The organism is Pseudoalteromonas sp. S1608, assembly GCF_005887265.1.
Classification (GTDB): domain Bacteria; phylum Pseudomonadota; class Gammaproteobacteria; order Enterobacterales; family Alteromonadaceae; genus Pseudoalteromonas; species Pseudoalteromonas undina.
The window spans coordinates 61631-81763 of the sequence record NZ_PNDK01000015.1 but is presented as its reverse complement, the minus strand read 5'-3'; the positions used below and the strand labels follow the sequence as shown (position 1 = coordinate 81763).

At 41.2% G+C, this 20133-nt stretch carries 12 protein-coding genes; 5 read left to right on the top strand and 7 right to left on the bottom strand.

The genetic code is table 11. From position 1 onward, the window contains the following. Nucleotides 1-9 precede the first annotated feature (9 nt). The 3 genes from CWB75_RS07715 to CWB75_RS07705 all read right to left on the bottom strand — a co-directional run bounded on the left by CWB75_RS07715 (nucleotide 10) and on the right by CWB75_RS07705 (nucleotide 5207). A complete protein-coding gene (locus tag CWB75_RS07715; RefSeq protein WP_138570314.1) occupies nucleotides 10-3660 on the bottom strand; it encodes an AAA family ATPase in 3651 nt (1216 codons plus the stop codon). Continuing rightward, nucleotides 3657-4904, bottom strand: coding sequence for an exonuclease SbcCD subunit D C-terminal domain-containing protein (locus CWB75_RS07710; protein ID WP_138570313.1), 1248 nt, complete (start codon nucleotides 4902-4904; stop codon nucleotides 3657-3659). The genes CWB75_RS07715 and CWB75_RS07710 overlap by 4 nt, the downstream gene beginning before the upstream one ends. Before the next feature lie 66 nt (nucleotides 4905-4970). After that, nucleotides 4971-5207 (bottom strand): hypothetical protein, encoded by a 237-nt coding sequence (locus CWB75_RS07705; RefSeq protein WP_055012632.1) that lies wholly within the window; start codon nucleotides 5205-5207, stop codon nucleotides 4971-4973. Nucleotides 5208-5611: 404 nt separating this feature from the next. On the opposite strand from CWB75_RS07705, the gene CWB75_RS07700 reads away from it, so the two are divergent. The 4 genes from CWB75_RS07700 (at nucleotide 5612) to CWB75_RS07685 (ending at nucleotide 10276) form a co-directional block, all read left to right on the top strand. Beyond that, nucleotides 5612-8044 carry a M1 family metallopeptidase gene (locus CWB75_RS07700; RefSeq protein ID WP_010388710.1) on the top strand — a complete coding sequence of 811 codons (2433 nt, stop codon included), beginning with the start codon at nucleotides 5612-5614 and terminating at the stop codon, nucleotides 8042-8044. A 2-nt stretch (nucleotides 8045-8046) separates the two neighbouring features. Then, on the top strand, nucleotides 8047-8541 hold the full coding sequence (locus CWB75_RS07695; protein WP_138570312.1) for a DUF6702 family protein: 495 nt from the start codon (nucleotides 8047-8049) through the stop codon (nucleotides 8539-8541). Nucleotides 8542-8778: 237 nt separating this feature from the next. Further along, nucleotides 8779-9396 carry an HAD family hydrolase gene (locus CWB75_RS07690; RefSeq protein ID WP_054201489.1) on the top strand — a complete coding sequence of 206 codons (618 nt, stop codon included), beginning with the start codon at nucleotides 8779-8781 and terminating at the stop codon, nucleotides 9394-9396. 154 nt (nucleotides 9397-9550) lie between these two features. Beyond that, nucleotides 9551-10276, top strand: a complete 726-nt coding sequence (locus CWB75_RS07685) for a YebC/PmpR family DNA-binding transcriptional regulator (RefSeq protein WP_010388706.1) — start codon at nucleotides 9551-9553, stop codon at nucleotides 10274-10276. A gap of 130 nt (nucleotides 10277-10406) precedes the next feature. On the opposite strand, the gene CWB75_RS07680 is transcribed toward CWB75_RS07685, so the two are convergent. Next, nucleotides 10407-12599 (bottom strand): malate synthase G, encoded by a 2193-nt coding sequence (locus CWB75_RS07680; RefSeq protein ID WP_138570311.1) that lies wholly within the window; start codon nucleotides 12597-12599, stop codon nucleotides 10407-10409. Nucleotides 12600-12837: 238 nt separating this feature from the next. On the opposite strand from CWB75_RS07680, the gene CWB75_RS07675 reads away from it, so the two are divergent. Then, a complete protein-coding gene (locus tag CWB75_RS07675; protein WP_138570310.1) occupies nucleotides 12838-14439 on the top strand; it encodes an isocitrate lyase in 1602 nt (533 codons plus the stop codon). 950 nt (nucleotides 14440-15389) lie between these two features. Here CWB75_RS07675 and CWB75_RS07670 read toward each other — a convergent pair. The 3 genes from CWB75_RS07670 to CWB75_RS07660 all read right to left on the bottom strand — a co-directional run bounded on the left by CWB75_RS07670 (nucleotide 15390) and on the right by CWB75_RS07660 (nucleotide 20120). Beyond that, the gene (locus CWB75_RS07670) at nucleotides 15390-17414 is read right to left on the bottom strand and encodes a S9 family peptidase (protein WP_138570309.1); all 2025 of its coding nucleotides are present in this window, start codon (nucleotides 17412-17414) and stop codon (nucleotides 15390-15392) included. Nucleotides 17415-17572: 158 nt separating this feature from the next. Further along, nucleotides 17573-18307 carry a 5-oxoprolinase subunit PxpA gene (locus CWB75_RS07665; protein ID WP_109875040.1) on the bottom strand — a complete coding sequence of 245 codons (735 nt, stop codon included), beginning with the start codon at nucleotides 18305-18307 and terminating at the stop codon, nucleotides 17573-17575. 1 nt (nucleotide 18308) lies between these two features. Then, nucleotides 18309-20120: a glycoside hydrolase family 3 protein gene (locus CWB75_RS07660; RefSeq protein WP_138570308.1), complete on the bottom strand. Its 1812-nt coding sequence runs from the start codon at nucleotides 20118-20120 to the stop codon at nucleotides 18309-18311. Nucleotides 20121-20133: the final 13 nt, after the last annotated feature.

Here is a 20133-nt window from a genome sequence, read left to right as displayed (position 1 = left end):
ACTATTTCCTTAAATTACGTTTATGGTGGAGTATCCACCCGGTTTTTTAGCGACATGAATTTGCGTTGCAACGCGTTCGCTCATTTCACTTACATGTGAAATCACACCGACCTTTCTACCTTGCGCTTGCAGTGAATCTAGCGCGTCCATTGCAATACTAAGTGTTTCACTATCTAGTGTACCAAAGCCTTCGTCAATAAATAACGAGTTAATTTGCACTTTGTTTGAAGATAAAGAGGCCAGCCCTAATGCAAGTGCTAACGATACTAAAAATGATTCTCCGCCAGAGAGTGTATTTACAGAACGTTGTTCATCGGCCATATCGCGGTCAATAATCGCTATATCAAGTGAATCAGCTATTGCTGTGAGTTCGTAACGCTTATTCAGCGTTTTTAAATGGCTATTTGCATAATGTAGCAATATTTTTAGTGTTTGTGTTTGCGCTAAATTACGCATCGTTTTACCTGTGGCGTCACCGAGCACTTTATTAAGTAAATGCCATTGTTCTACTTGTTGTTTAAGCTTGCTTAGCTCAGCCTGCTTGCCCTCAAGAGCTTTTGCATTTTGGTTGTGCTGCTCGATGGCAGTATTAATCGTAAGTAAGTTATTTTGTAATTGTGTTTGCTGCACAGTTAATTGAGTTTGTTGATCAATTAACTGTGCTTCGCCGTGTGCTGGCTTATTATTTTGCTGATGCTGCTCATTGATATTTTGCTGTTGTTTTAGCGCGGCACGAGCATCAACTAATGCTTGAGATAACTGCTCGCTATGCTTTAGCTGCTCTTTAATATCGTCATTACTTATAGCCAGTAGCACCTCGATTTGCTGATGGCTAATATCAGCATAAAGCGCGCTAAATTCTTCAAACCAAGCACTATAGCGTGTTTCAAGTGTGGCTAGCTCTTGGCTGTTATCGGCGAAGCGCTGCTCAAGGTTTTTAAGCGTAATAGCGTGCTCATCGCGCTGTTTTACGGCGCTATCGTGTGCCTGTTGACTCTGATTTAATTCACTCTGGCACTGCTCTACTTGCCTATTCAGCTGAACCTGATAATCATCAGCGCTAATCGTTTGGTTATCGAATAACGCTAAGCGCTGTTGCTGGGTATTGTTGTGTTGTTGCTGTGCTTTAGTTAAATCGTCGTTGAGCGTGCTAATTTGCTGCTCAGCTTTAGTAATAAGGGGAGTTAGTTGCTGCAGCTGTAAATTAGCGCTGTCTAATTGCTTTTGAGTTTGCTCAAGTTGTAGTTGCTGATGTTGATACTGCTCTACTTGCTCACCTAATTCGCTTAGCGTTAACGCGCCGGTTTGTAATGTTTGCCAAAATTGACTGTTTTCAAAATGAGAATTCAGCTCACTTATAAGTGTTTCGCGTTGGCTGAGCAATTCCTTGTGCTTATTATTAAGCATGGTGAGCTGATTGTTCAGTTCAACATGCTGGGTATTTAATTGTTGCTGAGCAGTCTGTTCTTTTTTAACCGTGTTTTGCAGTTGGTTAACCGTTTCTTGCAACTGGTTTTGTTGTTTTTGTGCTGCAAAGTACTGCGCTTTTTGCTCGCTTAATTGTTTATGGGTGTCATCAAGCTGCTCAACGCTCAAGTCATTAAGATCTGTTTTAGCCGCTTGCATGGTGTTTTTAATGTCTAACATTTTGGCTTGGGCATCAGCAATCGCTTGGCTTTGCTGCTTATGCTCTGCGACTAAAACAGCATGCTGCGTTTGATGTTGATGTAGCTGGGTTTGTGCATCTAAGTGCTGCTGCTTAGCGCCAGTATAAGTATTTTCAAAGTCGGTTATTAAGTTATTAAAAGGTTGGCTTTGATTATTTGCAAACGGATGCTCAGTGGCTCCACAAACCGCACATGCCTCATTATGCAGTAGTTGTGCGCGTAAATGTTCAACATGTTCACTCGCACGCAGCCGTGCTTGATTAAGCGATTGCTCGGCGTGTTTAAGTGCTTGCTCTTTTCTGCTTAATTGCTCACGCAGTGTGATGTTAGTTTGTTCACTCTGAGTTAGCTTTTCTGCTGTAATACTTTGTTGCTGCACTGTGTGCTTTAGTTCTTGATTAAATTGCTTATAACGCGCTCGTTGCTCTTTTAAATAATCAATATTTTTAAGCTGATTATCACACTGCTCAATATTGAATTGCTCTTGCTGTTGGGTGAGCTTATTTAGATTTTGTTGTTCAGTGCTTAGTGCGTGCTCTGCATGTTCTAACTGTTTATTTTGCTCGTTGAGCTTGGTATCGAGAGTGCTTAGCTGCAAAGTAATAGTTTGCTTTTGTTGCTCGAGTGTTTTTAATTGCGTTGTGGTATTAAAAAACTGCTTAAAGCTGTGATTAAAATAGTTCCAATCAGTGGCCAATGGCTTTAGTTGATTGTTTTCTTGTAACCACTGCTGATGGTGAGTGCTTTGTGTTGTTGCCTGCTCCACGCTGAGATTATTTTGTTGTAGCTGCTGTTGTAACTCGTTTAATTGTTGCTGCTCTTTGGCTCTTTGTTGTGTCAGGCTTGTTATACTTTGCGTAAAAATAGCTAATTGACTGTCGAGCTCACGTGCTTTTGTTATGACTGGTTCAGCTGTTTGTTGTTGTTGTTTTGCTGTTGCTAATTCGCTTTGATGTTTTTTTACCTTACTTGCTTGTTCATTAATAAGCGCGGCATGATCCAGCGCGTTTAATTCCTTTATTTGCGAATTTAACTGGCTGTTTTGCACCGTTAAGCTTTTAAAGCGCTGGCGATTATCTTTAATTTCAAGCGCACTCTGTGCTTGTTTTGCTTGCTCAGTTTGTGCTTTAACCGCATTTAGTGCATCACTTGCTTGTTGCTCGTTTTGTTGAGCCGCTGTTAATGCTTGCTCTAAACTGTGTGCTTGTTTATACCAATTAATACCCTGCTCTGTGCTGGCCAACGTTGTTTTTATGTGTTCAGTTTGTTTTTTTAGTTCATCAAGAGTGTGCTTCTTCTCACTTAGCTCTTCATCAGACAATAACGCATAACTGGCTAAGCTGGCTGTTAGTAATTCAAATTTATCTTTAACTGCTTTATTACGCTCAAATATACGTTGGCCAATTCGACTAAATTTATCGGTGCCAGTAAGGCACTCTAAAAGTTGTGCGCGCTCATCGCCGGTGGCTTTTAAAAAGGCGGCAAACTCATGTTGTGCTAGTAGCACTGCACGGGAGAATTGCTCAAAAGTGAGGCCTATTTTATTTTCAATGGCTTTGATGGTGGTGCTTTTGTCGGCAATTAAGGTTTCATCCGGTAAGCTATGCAAAGTATGCTCTGCCACTTTTAGTTTGCCGGTTACTTTTTTATGCGTGCGTTGAATACTGTAGCGTGCTCTATAAAGTTGCTGATCTTGCCCGCTAAAGTCCACTTCCGCATAGCCTTCCCATTTCCCACGGCGCAATAAATTGCGGGCATCGTTAAGCTTTATGTTATCGCCGTTAAAATCAATTAGGTTACCTTTGTCGCCTTTCAAACGAGCAGTTTTCGTATAAAGCGCTAAACAAATGGCATCAAGTACGGTACTTTTTCCCGCGCCGGTGTCACCTGTAATGGCAAATAAACCTGCGTCTTTGAGTGGGGATGCTAAAAAGTCGATTTCGGCATCAGCAATGGAGGCTAAGTTATGAATACGCACGGCGGTTATTTTCATAGTAGCTGCTCCTGTTCAAGTTCATCAATAACGTCGGTTAATAGTGCTTTTAATTCACTGGGAACAGTTTCGCCAGCCATATCTTTGTCGTTATTAAAGGCTTGTTCGAGCAAATTAATTGGGTTGAGCATTTCCACAAAGCTTAAATCCTCAAATACCGTTTCTGAAGAATTATTCACTTGCTGATCGCGTACCCGTTCTATACCGCAAAAGTTAACTTGTTTGCCCTTTAGTGCTTGCTCAATTTGCTCACGAAAAGTGGTGTCAATATCACTGGATTTTAGCTTTACTCGTAAGTACGGGGCTATTTCATACTGTTGTGTATCGAGCGCTTTTATTTGCTCACACAGCTGAGCTAAAGGGACGCACTCTCCTTCTGGTAGAACAATAACTTCCGCGAGTCGAGGAATGTAAAGGGGGTTTACAGTAGTGCTTAGCGGTTGGTCTTTTTGTCCGTTAAACTCAACCACGTTGACTTGATGGGTATATTTCCTTTCTGAAAACGACATTGGAATAGGTGTACCGCTGTAGCGGATGTGCTCATTTTTAGCCACTAACTGTGCTTTGTGCAAATGCCCTAGCGCTACGTAATTGGCATGCTTACCAAATACTGACGCTGAAATGGCTTCTTCACCGCCAATGACTAAGTTACGCTCAGAATCACCAGAAATATTTCCACCTTTGGCATGTAAGTGACCCATAACAATTAAAGGTGTACTTTCATTGGTAAGCGTTAATGCATGTTCAAATGCTAGTTGGTAAGCTTTAGCAACGCCTTGTGCGTAACTAGGGCCATCCTCGCTCTGGCTAAGCGTACTTATATCGCTGGTTCGTAAAAACGGCATAGCGATTACTACAGCGTGTTTGTCGTTATCATTAATTGTTATTACCACGTCATTGGGATTGGCGGGATCAAACCGGCCTACAACATGGGTATCAAACTGGGCTAATAAAGGCTGAGCAGTCAAAATACGATTAGCAGAGTCATGATTGCCAGCAATTATAACCACGTGTAATTGCGGACACTGTGCTTTGGCATTTTTTATAAATTGATAGAGTTGGTTTTCGGCGCTAGCACTGGGGGTGGCGGTATGATAAATATCGCCTGCAACAAGCAATAAATCGATTTGTTGGCTAACTAGGGTGGTTAATAACCAAGAGAAAAAAGCATGATGTTCATGACGGCGATCATGTTCATAAAATTGCTGACCTAAGTGCCAGTCTGAAGTGTGAAGAACTTTCATTTTGCGCTCTTAAAAAACCATAAGAGCGCCAATATACCCAAGGCAATTAAAGATGCAAGTATCGCTTTAGGTTAAAGTATACCAAGCAATAAAAATAACCGGCAAAGCTGCGAGCGCAATTGTTAAAGGCCACTTTAATGCCTTCGCTTTTTTGGCCTGTAATACTGCTAGTGCGTTTGTTTCATTACAAGCAGCTACTTTATCAATATACAGGTAGCCTGAGTTAATATACTGCTTACAACTTTGCACGTCTGCTGGTATTGCAATTAGTTTTTGCTGCTTTTTTAGGACATAAAAATCCATAAACTCACCACACTTAATACGACTAGTTAGAACAAAAAATATTTGAGAGAAACACTAAAAAAGTACCCTCAAATTAAAAAAGTGGGCGATTCTAATTACAAACCATAGTAAAGATCAACCTAAAACTGCGTTTTTTAGTATTTTTAATGAAAATAGCTGTGTTTTTTCATTTTATCTCTACTTTTAGTGATACTCAGCCTATTTTGTAAACCCCCTTTACAGCTTAGTTTTTTATGTAAATTGCTAAACAATTTAGTTAAATGTTGTTGTGTAAAACAGTGTTTTTTATATTTACATAAAGGTGTGGAATATCACCCTATAAAAGTAGGGTTTTATCGCTATTTTATTGAAGCTTAGCTGTAAATTTGTCACAGTAGCGTCACTAAAATCGATCAGGATTAACAATGAAGAAAAATTTATTTACATTGAGTGCGTTTGTATTGCCTTTGGCAATGGCGAGCTCTGTGATGGCCTCATCTGTTGAACAGACTAAAGGCAGCTATGTTGATAAGTTTCGTCAACTAGATGAAGCTTTGCCTACCCCTAATGTTTACCGCAGTGCCGCAGGTGCACCGGCAGAAAATTACTGGCAACAACGCGTTGATTACGATATTGATGTAAAGCTTGATGAGCAAAAGCGTCGTTTAACGGGGAGTCAAACAATTGAATATAAAAATAACTCACCGCATACGCTTAAATATTTATGGCTACAGCTTGATCAAAACATTTTTAAAAACGACTCGATTGCAGAAACCACGCAAACTTTTAAAAGTACCCTACAAAACGAACCTGATGCCAAGCCTGCTAAATTAAGCTTAGGTGATTTACGTCGTCAGCAGTTTATGAACGACAATGAGCTAGGTTACACCATTAGCAATGTTAAAGATGAAGATGGTAAAGCGCTGCGTGTAACGGTTGTTGATACTCTAATGCGTATAGATTTAAACACGCCACTTAAACCGGGTAAAGATGTTGAGTTTAGCATGGACTTCGCGTTTAATTTGGTTGAGGAAGATGCGGTAGGTGCACGTGCAGGTTATGAACACTTTGAAGAAGACGGTAACGATATTTTCTTAGTAGCACAGTGGTTCCCTCGTTTAGCTGCGTATACTGATTACGAAGCATGGACTAACAAGCCATTTTTAGGCAGCGGTGAATTCACCTTAGAATTTGGCGACTACGACGTTGAAATTACAGTTCCTGCAGATCATATTGTATCGGCAACCGGTAAGCTTGATAACCCAAGCTCTGTTTTAACTAGTACTCAGCGCAAGCGTTTAAAAAAAGCTGAAACAGCTAAACGTCCTGTATTTGTAGTTACTGAAGAAGAAGCGCTCGAAAACGAAAAAGCCGGTACAGACAAAACAAAAACGTGGCATTTTAAAGCTGAAAACGTTCGTGATTTTGCATGGGCGTCGTCACGTAAATTTATGTGGGATGCTAAAGGTTACCAACAAGGGGGGAATGAGCAACCACTGGTTATGGCTATGTCGTTTTTCCCTAAAGAAGGTGGCGATTTATGGAAGAAATATTCAACTGAATCTGTGGTACATACCATGGAAGTATATTCAAAATACTCATTTGATTACCCGTACCCAACTGCACAGTCAGTCAATGGTCCTGTAGGGGGTATGGAATACCCAATGATCACTTTTAATGGTCCACGTACAGATTTACAAGACGATGGCACGCGTACTTATTCTCAAGCAGAAAAGCGCTTTTTAATCGGGGTTGTTATCCACGAAGTGGGGCATATTTATTTCCCTATGATTGTAAACTCAGATGAGCGTCAGTGGACCTGGATGGATGAAGGTTTAAATAGCTTTTTAGATGGTGTTGCTGGGCGTGAATGGGATCCAACCATTCCTTGGGGTGTTGAGCCACGTGATATTGTGGCGTACATGAAGTCTGAAACTCAAGTGCCTATTATGACGCAATCAGACAGTGTGCTTCGTTTAGGCCCTAATGCCTACACTAAACCAGCTGCAGCATTAAATATTTTACGTGAAGTTATTTTAGGTCGTGAATTATTTGATTTTGCGTTTAAAGAGTATGCACAGCGCTGGAAATATAAGCGCCCTACTCCAGCTGATTTTTTCCGTACTATGGAAGAAGCGTCAGGCGTTGATTTAGATTGGTTCTGGCGTGGTTGGTTTTACACCACAGACCATGTTGATATCTCGCTTGATAAAGTATATCAATTACGGTTAGACACCAAAAACCCTGATATCGACTTTAAACGTTTACGTGACATTGAAGCGAATAAGCCAAGCTCATTATTTGTTGAGCGTAATCGTGCTGAAGGTAAAAAAACCTGGGTTGAGAAAAATCCAGATGTAACCGATTTTTATGACGAAAACGATCGCTTTACGGTTACTAATAAAGAGCGTAATTCGTACAACAAATTTTTAAAAGGCTTAAAACCGTGGGAGCGTAAAACACTCGATCGCGCATTAGAAGAAGACAAAAACTACTATGTTATGGAGTTTTCAAATCTAGGCGGCCTAGTGATGCCGATTCTTTTAGAGTTAACTTATGAAGATGGCACCAAAGAAGAGCGTTACATTCCTGCAGAAATTTGGCGTCGTAACCACAAAAACGTACAAAAACTGATTATTACCGACAAAAACAAACCGCTCACCTCAGTAACCGTTGATCCGGGTTGGGAAACGGCAGATGTGAATGTAGAAAATAATCACTACCCACGTCGTATTATTCCTTCGCGTATTGAAGTCTACAAACGTGAAAAGAGTAAAGCAAAAGTAAGCCGCGATATCATGCAGGATATTAAAACTGAGTTGAAAAAAGACGAAAAAAATAACGAAGAGGACCAATAATAATGCGATTTTTGCTTATTATTGTTTGCTTTTTAATTGCTGCGCCGAGTATGGCGCATCAATTAAAATCATCCGTTACCACGGTGTTATTTAATCAACGAACTCACAATATTGAATTAATGCATCGCTTTTACTTACATGACACAGAGCATGCTGTTGGCAGTTTATTTCAAGGCAAAGTGGATATCATCAATAACAAGCGTGACCAAAAACGCTTTGCTAAATATGTTGAATCTCATATTGCTTTGCAAACCTTAACGGGTGAGCCGCTCACACTTAATTACGTGGGTGCACAAGTGGATGGTAAGTTCTTTTGGGTTTACCAAGAAGCGACGATCCCCGATGAGATTGAAGGTGTTAAGATGAGTAATGGCGCATTGCGCGATTTATGGCCTGCGCAAGTCAATATGGTAAATGTTGAAGGGCGAGGAAAAGTAAAAACGTTAAACTTTAGTCAAGACGATACGTGGCTTGAAGCACGATTTGAAACTAACTAACCCACTGCGCACCTTTATAAGGTGCGCACTTTTTTGCTGTATAAATTAGCTGATCGCGTTAATTTACTTCATCGTAAAATCAATATAACAGTTGTTATTCAAACCCAAACTATTGTGTTATCAAATGAGCTATACTAAGAGGGCAATGGACTGAACTCTTTGTAATTGTCTATTGATATACTTTTTATATAAAGCAAATCCAGCAAAATGAGCTAATAACTTAGCGCAAGGAATGAAATGAAAACGCAAATTGAGGCAATCAAAGGTGTTATTTTTGATTTAGACGGAACCTTAGTATCATCAGAATTAAATTTTTCATTGATTAAAGCCCAAGTAGGTTGCCCTGCAGAACTAGATCTACTCGAATATATAGAGCAATTACCCTCACCCTACATGCGTGAAGAAGCGATGAATATAGTGCATCAGCATGAGCTACTTGATGCGCAAACGGCGACCCTTTTACCCGGCGTTGTTGAAGCTGTTAACGCTCTGCGAGCAAAGAATATTCCTATGGCTATTGTGACTCGTAATTTTGATAAAGCGGCCACACTAAAGTTGCAACACAACCCATTGCCAATAGAAACGGTACTCACTCGAACTGAAGCGCCAGCCAAACCCGATCCGAGTGCTTTATTAATGATCGCAAGGCAGTGGTCCATGCCCGTTGATAACGTTATTTACGTTGGTGATTATTTATATGATATACAAGCGGCCCATAATGCAAAAATGCGAGCCTGTTTATATGCTCCCGATGTAACCCCTGCGTATGCCGAGCAAGCCGACTTTGTGATTCATGCTTTTGATGAATTAGTGTCGTTAGTTGAAAGTTACGCTGAAAAAGTGGAGTTATGTTAAATTGCAGTGTATTTCATTTCGCTAATAGCATAACGGGTATTATTTAAATTAATACCCCGCTGCTTTTGCGCAGCATAACATGTTGAACCACTAGCCCAATACGCTTTGAATTGGTAAAATATCAAAAACAGAACGTATTCAATAGAGGCACAAGATGGGCAGAGCATTTGAAGTCCGCAAAAGTTCGATGGCTAAAACCGCCAACGCAAAAACTAAAGTAAATTCAAAGTACGGTAAAGAAATTTACGTTGCAGCCAAAAGTGGTGAACCCGACCCCGATGTAAATCAAACATTGCGCCGCTTAATTGAAAAAGCCAAAAAAGACCAAGTTCCTGCGCACGTAATCGAAAAAGCAATTGAAAAAGCAGCCGGCGGGGCAGGGGAAGATTACTCAACTGCACGGTACGAAGGCTACGGCCCGGGTAATTGTATGGTGATTGTTGACTGTTTAACCGATAACCCTAATCGTACTATTAAAGACGTGCGCTTACCGTTTACTAAAACAGATTCAAAAATCGGCACACCTGGTTGTGTTGCACATATGTTTGATCACCTTGCTGTTTTGGGGTTTGCAGGTGACGACGATGAAGTCGTGTTAGAAGCGCTGATGATGGCTGACGTTGATGTGACTGATGTAGAAGCCGAAGATGGCAAGGTGTCGGTATTTGCACCGCATACTGAGTACTTTAAAGCTAAAACGGCATTAGAAGAAGCATTTGAAGGCATTAACTTTGAAGTTGATGAAATTACCTTCGTTCCACAAGTACATGTTGAAATTACTGATGAAGAAGTGATTGCCAACTTTGATAAATTTATCAATATGCTTGAAGATTGCGATGACGTACAAAATGTTTATCACAACGCGACCATTAAAAACTAATTCGTAGTTTTAACTAGGCGAATTTTAGCTATTTTGCCGCTTAATAAAACAAAAAGCGCGTTTTGTGTAGGCAAAACGCGCTTTTTTAGTGTTAAATAAATGTCAGCTATTCAGCTATTCAGCTATTCAGCTATTCAGCTAGGTTATGGTGCTGTGCTTTATATTTTAAGCGGTAGCTATGCAGTAGCGGCTCAGTGTAGCCGCTAGGTTGGCTAACCCCTTCAAATACCAGTGCCATAGCGGCTTGATAAGCAACACTTTTAGCCAGTGTTTGCTCATTAGTTGCCATGGGAGTGTAAAGGCTGTCATGTTCATTTTGGCCATCAACAACCTTAGCCATTTTTGCCATCACTTTTTGTACTAGCTCTTTACTGCACACGCCATGATGCAGCCAGTTGGCGATATGCTGGCTTGAGATACGTAGAGTGGCTCTATCTTCCATTAAGCCAATATGGTTAATGTCAGGCACTTTAGAACAGCCTATTCCTTGATCAATCCAACGTACAACGTAACCTAAAATACCTTGCGCGTTATTTTCAAGCTCACTTTGAATATCTTCTTTTGACAGCGTTTCTGGGTTTGCCATTAGCGGGGGTGTTAATAAGCTTTCTAGGCTTGCTATTTGGCGCGTGGCAATGCTTTGCTGCAGGCTAAATACATCCACATCATGGTAATGCATTGCGTGTAATGTGGCGGCGGTAGGGGAGGGCACCCAAGCCGTATTAGCACCTGATTGAGGGTGCGCTATTTTTTGCTCCATCATCATCGCCATTTTATCGGGCATTGCCCACATACCTTTACCAATTTGCGCTTTATGGCTTAAGCCACAAGCTAGGCCAATATCAACGTTACGATCTTCATAAGCGCTGATCCAAGGCTGTGCTTTAATAGCCGCTTTAGGCAGTACCACACCCGCTTGCATAGAGGTATGAATTTCATCACCGGTGCGGTCTAAAAAGCCGGTGTTAATAAATACAACACGCTCTTTAGCAGCATGAATACAGGCTTTTAAGTTAGCAGATGTACGACGCTCTTCGTCCATAATACCCATTTTTAGGGTGTTTTTAGGCAAGCTCAGCGCCTCTTCAACCATGCCAAATAAAGTGTTAGCAAATGCTACTTCATCAGGGCCGTGCATTTTTGGTTTTACAATATTAATACTTTGCGCGGTTGAGTTCTGAATGGCATTTTTAGTGTTTAAATCGTGCAGTGCGGCTGTTGCGGTGAACATGGCATCCATAATTCCTTCAAACACATCATTACCACTTACATCGGTAATAGCAGGGTTTGTCATTAAATGCCCAACGTTACGCACAAACATCATACTGCGCCCTTTTAGGGTCAGTTTTTGGCCATCAAGACCTGTGTATTGACGATCGGCTTGTAACGTACGGTCGACCATTTTGTCGCCTTTTCTAAACGTTTCAACCAAGTTGCCCTGCATTAGGCCCAACCAGTTTTTGTACACTTGCACTTTATCTTCGGCATCAACTGCGGCAACTGAGTCTTCACAGTCCATAATGGTGGTCAGCGCTGCTTCAAGTACCACATCTTTTAGCCCAGCTTTATCTGCTTGGCCAATAGGGTGATGGTGGTCTATTTGCAGCTCAACATGTAATCCATTGTTTTTAAGTAAAATAACACTTGGGTTTTGTGCCTCACCTTGATAGCCAACGAGTTGTTCAGGGTTTTTAAGTGTAGTGTGCGAGCTGTCGCGTAATGTAATTGCAAGTGCGCCATCCACGATTGAATAATTAGTACTTTCGATGTGCGAGCCATTTTCAAGGGGTAGCGCCTTATCTAAAAATTGTCTGGCGTAGGCCATTACTTTAAAGCCGCGCACTGGGTTGTATTGAGTCCCTTTCTCTGCACCATCTTCCTCACTGAGTACGTCTGTACCGTATAGTGCATCGTATAGTGAACCCCAGCGTGCATTGGCAGCATTTAAAGCAAAGCGGGCATTACTAACTGGAACTACTAACTGTGGCCCTGCAGTCAACGCTATTTCTGGTTCTACATTTTGGGTTTCAATATTAAAGTTTTCAGGTTCATCAACTAAATAACCAATGTCTTTTAAAAAGTCTTGGTACTGGGCTTGATCAACGTTTTTATTAGCAACATGGTAGTCATCAATCTGTTTTTGTAATTGTTCACGTTTAGCGAGCAGTGACTTGTTCAGCGGAGTAAGTGTTTGCACTATGTGGGCAAAGCTTTTCCAAAACTGGTGTTCGTCTAGATGAGTACCTGGTAATAGTTGTTTTTTAACAAATTCAGCTAGTTGCTTATCAACGCTGAGTCCAGAGTGGGTGAGAGTATGGCTCATAATTAAAATCCTTAAACGGTCCGACAGAATGCATTTTTTATATGCGTACACTTACCATATCGCAAAAAAGTTACTTTGAATGCTTTTTAGTCATTCACTATATGTATAGCCGTAATAACAACTATAAATTTACTAAATCTAAAAAATAAGCCTAATGTTTAATTAAGCGCTACAGAGCTAACGCAATGTAGTCACTCTCTCAACAATAAATATTAATACCCGTTCGAAGGACTTTATTATGACAACATATCAAGGCGAAACAGATACACTAGCAACACTATGCCAATCACAAGGCAGTGCATGGAAAACTATTAATCCTGAATACGCAACTCGCATGCGTTTACAAAATCGTTTTCGCTCTGGTGTTGATATTGCACAATTTACTGCTGACATTATGCGTGAAGACATGGCTGCATACGACAAAGACACAAGTCAGTACACACAGTCTTTAGGTTGTTGGCATGGTTTTACTGCGCAACAAATGATGATGGCAATCAAGCGTCATCAAAAAACAACTAAACGCAGTTACGTATACCTAAGTGGTTGGATGGTTGCAGCACTTCGCTCTGAGTTCGGCCCACTTCCAGATCAAAGTATGCACGAGAAAACATCAGTACCAGCACTTATCGAAGAAATCTACACCTTCTTAAAGCAAGCTGATGCACGTGAACTTGACCATTTATTTAACGAGCTAGACGATGCAAAAGCAAACGGCGGCGACGTTCAAGCAGTGCTTAATAAAATTGATAACTTTGAAACGCATGTTGTGCCAATCATTGCTGATATTGACGCAGGTTTTGGTAACGAAGAAGCGACTTACCTACTTGCTAAAAAGATGATTGAAGCGGGTGCTTGTGCTATCCAAATCGAAAACCAAGTATCAGACGCTAAGCAATGTGGTCACCAAGCAGGTAAAGTTACCGTTCCTCATGAAGACTTTTTAGCTAAAATTAATGCAGTACGTTACGCGTTTCTAGAGCTAGGTATTGATAACGGTATTATCGTTGCGCGTACCGATTCTCTAGGTGCAAGCTTAACGCAAAAAGTACCGGTTTCACAAAAACCAGGTGACTTAGCAAGCCAATACAATGCATTTTTAGAAACAACACCGGTAAACAGTGTTAATGATTTAAATGAAGGCGAAACGGCAATGAAGCTTAATGGCCAACTTTGTAAGCCTACACGCCTAGATAACGGTTTATACCAGTTCCGCGAAGGCACTGAGAAAGACCGCGTAGTACTAGATTGTGTTACTAGCTTACAGTCAGGCGCTGATTTACTGTGGATTGAAACAGAAAAACCACACGTAAAACAAATTGCAGAGCTGGTAAATCGCGTTAAAGAACAAGTTCCAGATGCTAAATTAGTATACAACAACTCACCGTCGTTCAACTGGACGCTTAAGTTCCGTGAGCAAGTATACCAAGAGTGGCAAGAAGCAGGTCGTGACCTTAGCGCTTACCCAAGTATAGATGACAATAAAGCGCTTATGGCTCCAGAAATGGATGCAACAGAGCTTGCTGCAGCTGCAGACTTACTGGTACAAAACTTCCAACGCGATGGTGCGCGTGAAGCAGGTATTTTCCATCACCTAATTACATTACCAACGTACCATACAGCAGCATTAAGCACTGATATTCTATCTGAAGGTTACTTCGGTGACTTAGGTATGTTGGCTTATGTACGTGACGTACAACGTCAAGAAATCCGTCGTGAGCAAGCGTCAGTTAAGCATCAAGACCTTGCAGGCTCTAACATTGGCGATACGCACAAAGAGTACTTCTCTGGCGAGAATGCACTTAAAGCCGGTGGTGAAGCTAATACCATGAACCAATTCTAATTCAACTAGATAGTGTTACTTAAGGGCCGTAAGGCCCTTTTTTTATGCCTGCATAAAGGCAAAATATAATAGATCAGTATTTTACTAGCTAGTCATTCAGGGATGCAATGCAGCTTAAAAGTGTAAATAAATTTAAAGGATGTTTATGCTCGGCTGTGAGGGCTTTATGTTGATTACGCTTTAACACGGGTAAGCACAATAAATTACCCGCTTTTTACCACATATAGATCAGAGTTTAACTAGGGTCTGTTGACCTTTCAAGGTTAAATTTGCAGCAGTCTGTTTGGTAGTTAGGCAAGGCAGAGCCTATGTGGTGTGGTTCTTCCCCATAAATAGGCGATAACGCAGCATCAATGCCAAACAGGCGTTGCCCAAAGGGTTCTGCCTAGGGGCGATTTACTCTTTGTTGCTCGGTTTTTACTTAGCCCACTAGGTTACAAACCTCGCGCCGCGATTAAACCGCCCCTAGTTTGAACAAATTTAATCCGCAAAGGTCAACAGACCCTAAGCTACTAAAAAGCAGATCACGATTTAACTAGCTAGTTAAAATACAGATCAGGTTTTAACTAACAAGGTTAAAAACAGCCATTCTCTTCATCATTAAGGGTAGATTTGCCTTTCTAATCCTCAATTTGAGCATCTAAACGCTTAATTTAAAGATTTTTAACTAGGTTTAGAAAGTAATAAACCGATTTTTTACTAACTGTCGCACCTTATAAAACATTTTTTTACTAACTGAGGGCTTATAAACAGTGACTCAAACCGAATTTTTACTAACTCAAAGGGGCTGAGTTAGTATAAACCGAATTTTTACCAACTCAGTTTAAAGCTAAGTCCGATATTTAGCTAAAGTATGTAAGGGATTACTCACATTATTGCTGTAAAGGGGGTTTACACTTGTGAGCTTCGAGCAACGAGCTTGTATAGCTCGTTACTCATAACTCTACGTTTTATTTCGAATGCTTATCAAACCACCACTGAATGTAAGCCACTTTAGTCATTAAATTTGATGGACGGGCAGTTATACCATGTGAAGCGTTTGGAATGCGCACCATCGCGGTATCAACCCCCTGTAATTTTAACGCTTGATAAAACTGCTCAGTTTCTGAAATTGGCGTACGGTAGTCTGCTTCACCAGTCAGAAGCATGGTTGGGGTTTTAACATTGCCAACATAACTGATTGGTGAGCGCTTCATGTAATGCTCAATATGGTCCCAAGGTTTACCCGGAAACCAATAATCGGCAAAAAACGGATAGAAGTCAGCAGTTAGTACAAAGCTGAACCAATTAATCACAGGCTTAGCAACAACAGCGGCAGCAAAGCGATCCGTATGGCCTACAATCCACGCGGTTAATACACCGCCGCCAGAGCCACCGGTAACGAATAATTTAGACTCATCAATAAAGCCTTTATCGATTAGCGCGTCAACGCCAGTCATTAAATCATCGTAATCATTGCTTGGGTAATTATGATGAATAGTTTGTGCAAACTCTTTACCGTACGAGTCACTGCCTCGTGGGTTCATGTATAAAACGACATTTCCTTTAGCGGCAAATAGTTGTACTTCGGCACTAAAGTGAGGGCCATAGTTAGCAACAGGGCCACCGTGAATTTCAAGCACCAGTGGGTATTTTTTTGATTTATCAAAACCCGGCGGGTAAGCAACCCAGCCTTGTATTGGTAACTCGTCGTGGCTTGATTTTAACCATAGCTCTTCAACCTTGGCGAGTTGTTTAGTTTGTAGTGCATCTGAGTTTAAATCGGTTAAACGCTTTACTGTACCTCGCTTTATTGTTGCAACGTCAGCTGGACGCTGGATATCAGCCAGTGTAAATGCAATATCGCCATTTTCACTAATATCAAAATCACCACCAGAATAAGGGCGCCCAAACGCCACACTTCCTATTTTTTCAGTAATTACTTTACGTTTACCGCTTCGAGGTTGATAAACAAGTGCGGTTTGGCCTTCATCGGCATAACTAAAATAGAGGCCTTTTGAATTTGCGCTCCACTTTATTTGGCCAACGCTGCGATCGAAATCGCTAGTCAGGCTTTGAGTATCGCCAGTTTTCAAATCACGAATATAAAGCTGAGTATTTTCATAGTTAGTGCGTTTGTCGTCGTAGCCAGTATAAGCAAGATACTGACCGTTTGGTGAGACCTGAGGTTGTTGATCTGGCCCATTACGGTCGGTCAGTGGGGTGATCTTTAACGTGCTTAAATTAAGTTGGTACACTTCACTATTGGTAGGCTTGAGCGCATGTTCAGCGTGTCTATTGGCTGAGAAATAAAGTGATTCGCCGTTTTTACTAAAGCTTACACCCCCATTGTAATTAAAGTTATCGTCAGTGAGTTGTTGTGCATTGCCGCCATTCGCATTAAGAGTAAATAGCTGATTAAACCCTTTTTGACTATAGCCACTGCCATCTGCACGGTAGTAAACATCGTCAATGAATTTAGCTGGCTCTGCCCAGTTAGCACCTTTAGGTTTGCCAGGCAAACTGACAGGAGGTGAGCTTATTTCAGGAACAAACATACTAAACACTAGGTGTTTAGAATTAGGTGACCAAGTTATTGAGCGAGGTGCATTAGTAAGGTTACTAATTTTTGCCACAGCTCCAGTTTTAAGCCACTTCATGTATATTTGATTACTGCCATCTCTGTTAGAGATAAACGCAAGGCGCTGCCCATCGGGTGACAACACAGGCGAGTAGTCCATAAATACACCTGATGTTAAGGGCTGTAGTTGTTCTGTGTTGTAATCAACAGACCAAATATTACCGACTTTGCGATCGGTTTTAATATCCATGCGGTTACGAACGAAATACACTGTTTTACCGTCTTCGGTGATGTCTATTTGGTTGGCATATTCTAAGTTGAATATATCTTGAAGTTGCAATGTGTGTGTATTGTCGTTTGCGCTGGCAAAATGGCTTGCGCTAAATATAAAACTAAGTGCTAAAAACTGTTTCATTATTAATCCCTGTTGTTAACTTATGTACAGTTATAAGTGAGGGATTATTAAATTAACAGCACAATGCGATGAAGCCCATAATTAACTCTATGAGCATTAATTCAATGAGGTTACAAAGGCTGTAAAGGGGGTTTACAGCTTAATCTGTATTTTTAACTTTAGCTATTGGCTGAGCAAAGCGCTTTTATCTCTTCAATAATTGCAATGCCTTGGGGGTTATCGCCATGCACGCAGATGCTGTCAGCAACTAGTTTCAACGATTTTCCAGATTGAGTAGTTACACTTTTACCGGTTAAAAGCTGCTTAACCTGAGCTAATAATGCGTCTTTGCTATGCACACTGCCCGGTATATTTCGTGCTACTAATTGCCCTTGGTCTGTGTATTGCCTGTCTGCGAACGCCTCTAATATCAGTGTGAGCCCAAGGTGCCGTGCCATTGTTTGATGTAGCTTGGCATCGGCTGTGGCGAGTATCATCAACTTTAAGTTAGCAGGGTAACTGGCAACCGCACCCATAACAGTGGTAAGCAATTGCTGGTTGTTCATCATGTCGTTATACAGCGCACCATGGGGTTTTACATAGCTAAGGGTTAGCCCTTGTACTTTTGCCATGCCATCAAGAGCGGCTATTTGATAGTGCAAACATTGAGTGAGCTCAGCCACACTCATACTCATTGAGCGCCTACCAAACCCTTGTTTATCAGGGTAGCTTGGATGAGCGCCAATCATAACATTATGTTGTTTAGCTAGCTTTAGGGTATGCGCCATTACACTCGAATCACCAGCATGAAAGCCACAAGCAATATTTGCCATATCAATATGTGGCATAACGTCGTTATCAAGGCCCATTTGCCATGCACCAAAGCTCTCGCCTAAATCACAATTAAGTTTCATATTAATGGCTCTTCGATTGTTTAATAGTGACTGGTAACTGGCCTTTTGCAGGGGCTTGGCCAAATAATACTTTTGCCAGTGCAGTAAAAGCAGGCCCAGACACCAGATTGTTTTTATCTACATCAATATTATAAGCGTATGAGGCAAGCACTGCATCAGCATAGTTACCAAATTGAGCAATGTCATACGGTGCTCGCAAACTAATAAATACCGTTGGAGTGTTTTTTTGTTTAGCCATTTTTAGTAATGATTCAAGCGCTTTGGGTTGCTCTGCGTTATTTAAGGCAAAGTTTGGGTTATCGGCTAAATCATCCATACCGCCAATTTCCACGGCACTTTGGTTCGGCGTTGCATTGCCAGCAATAACAATACTTGCTTGGTTTATGTTGCGCTGCGCTTCATCTGGGTCAAAGCCCTGTAAGCTGCTGCAACTAAAACTGAGTGGTTGTGAACTTAACGCACTAATTGCTTGTTGCATTGCCATGCACTTGCGGGTGTCAGGCATAATAATATGAATATGCTGATCAGCGCCAAGTTTAAGCGGCAAGGTATTATTGTTATTTTTTATTTGGGTAATTGCCGCTAATGCCAGAGATGCTTCTAATTCACGATGTGCTTTATTACCAATAATGTGTTTTGCATTAGCCAATGCATTAATGGGGTTAGGCAAAGCGTTTAATTTAAACTTACTTTTAAGCGAGGTAATACGCTGCGTCGAATGGGCAATTTCATGTGCGTCTAGTTGCTCTGTTTTAACCGCACTAATTAAAGAGTCAATGAGCGCATCAAGTTTATTTATATCCTCAGGCGTTCTAATTTCTATTGGCATTAGCGCTATATCAACCCCAGCTGCAAAAGTGTTTACAACTGCTTGGGTAGGGCTGAAAAAATGACTTATACCGGCCATATCCAGTGCATCGGTTACCACTACGCCTTGATAGTTAAGCTCTTTACGAAGAATATCGGTCATGATTTTACGCGACATGGTCGCGGGTTTTATCATTTGCTTACCCTCTACATTGGTTAATGTACTGCTATCAAGCTCAGGGTATTGAATATGCGCGGTCATTATCATCCCAGGACTATGCTGCTCAATAATGTGTTTAAAGGGTGCTAAATCTTGAGCGTAAATAATTTCTTTTGAATGCATCACTTTAGGTAAGCCGGTATGGCTATCTACATTGGTATCGCCATGTCCTGGAAAGTGCTTTATAGCGCTAATAATCCCGTTTCTTTCAAATTCACTAACTTGTGCCGCACCCAGTACCGCTACTTCATCGGGGTTTTCACTAAATGAGCGTACATTAATGACCGGATTGTCAGGATTCATGTTCACATCAACCGTTGGCGCATAATTTACATTAATGCCAAGCGCTGAGAGTTCAGTAGCCAATACGTTCGCCGTTTGCGTTGCGAAATAAGTGCCATGCTCAGGGTAAGTTGCGCCAATTGACATATTACCGGTGAATGAAGTGGCCACATCGCGAGGTAAGCGAGCAACGCGTCCGCCCTCCTGGTCAATAGAAATAAACAGCGGTAAGCCTGATTTTGATGCAGATGCAGCTTGTTGTAGTTGCTGATTAAGGCTAATAATTTGTTCGATGCTTTGGGTATTTTCAGAAAACAAAATTACCCCGCCAATATCATAACGACTAATTGCTTTTGCAAGAGTGTCGGGCAATTTGGTTAATGGCGTTCTGCAGCGTTTACTACTGCCTTGGTCACAAAAATAGCGCAAATCGAGCATGAGCTTTTGCCCAAGTTGCTGTTTAAGTGACAGCGCAGAATCGGCAAAAGAAGATTTTATTGGCATGAAACATCCGATT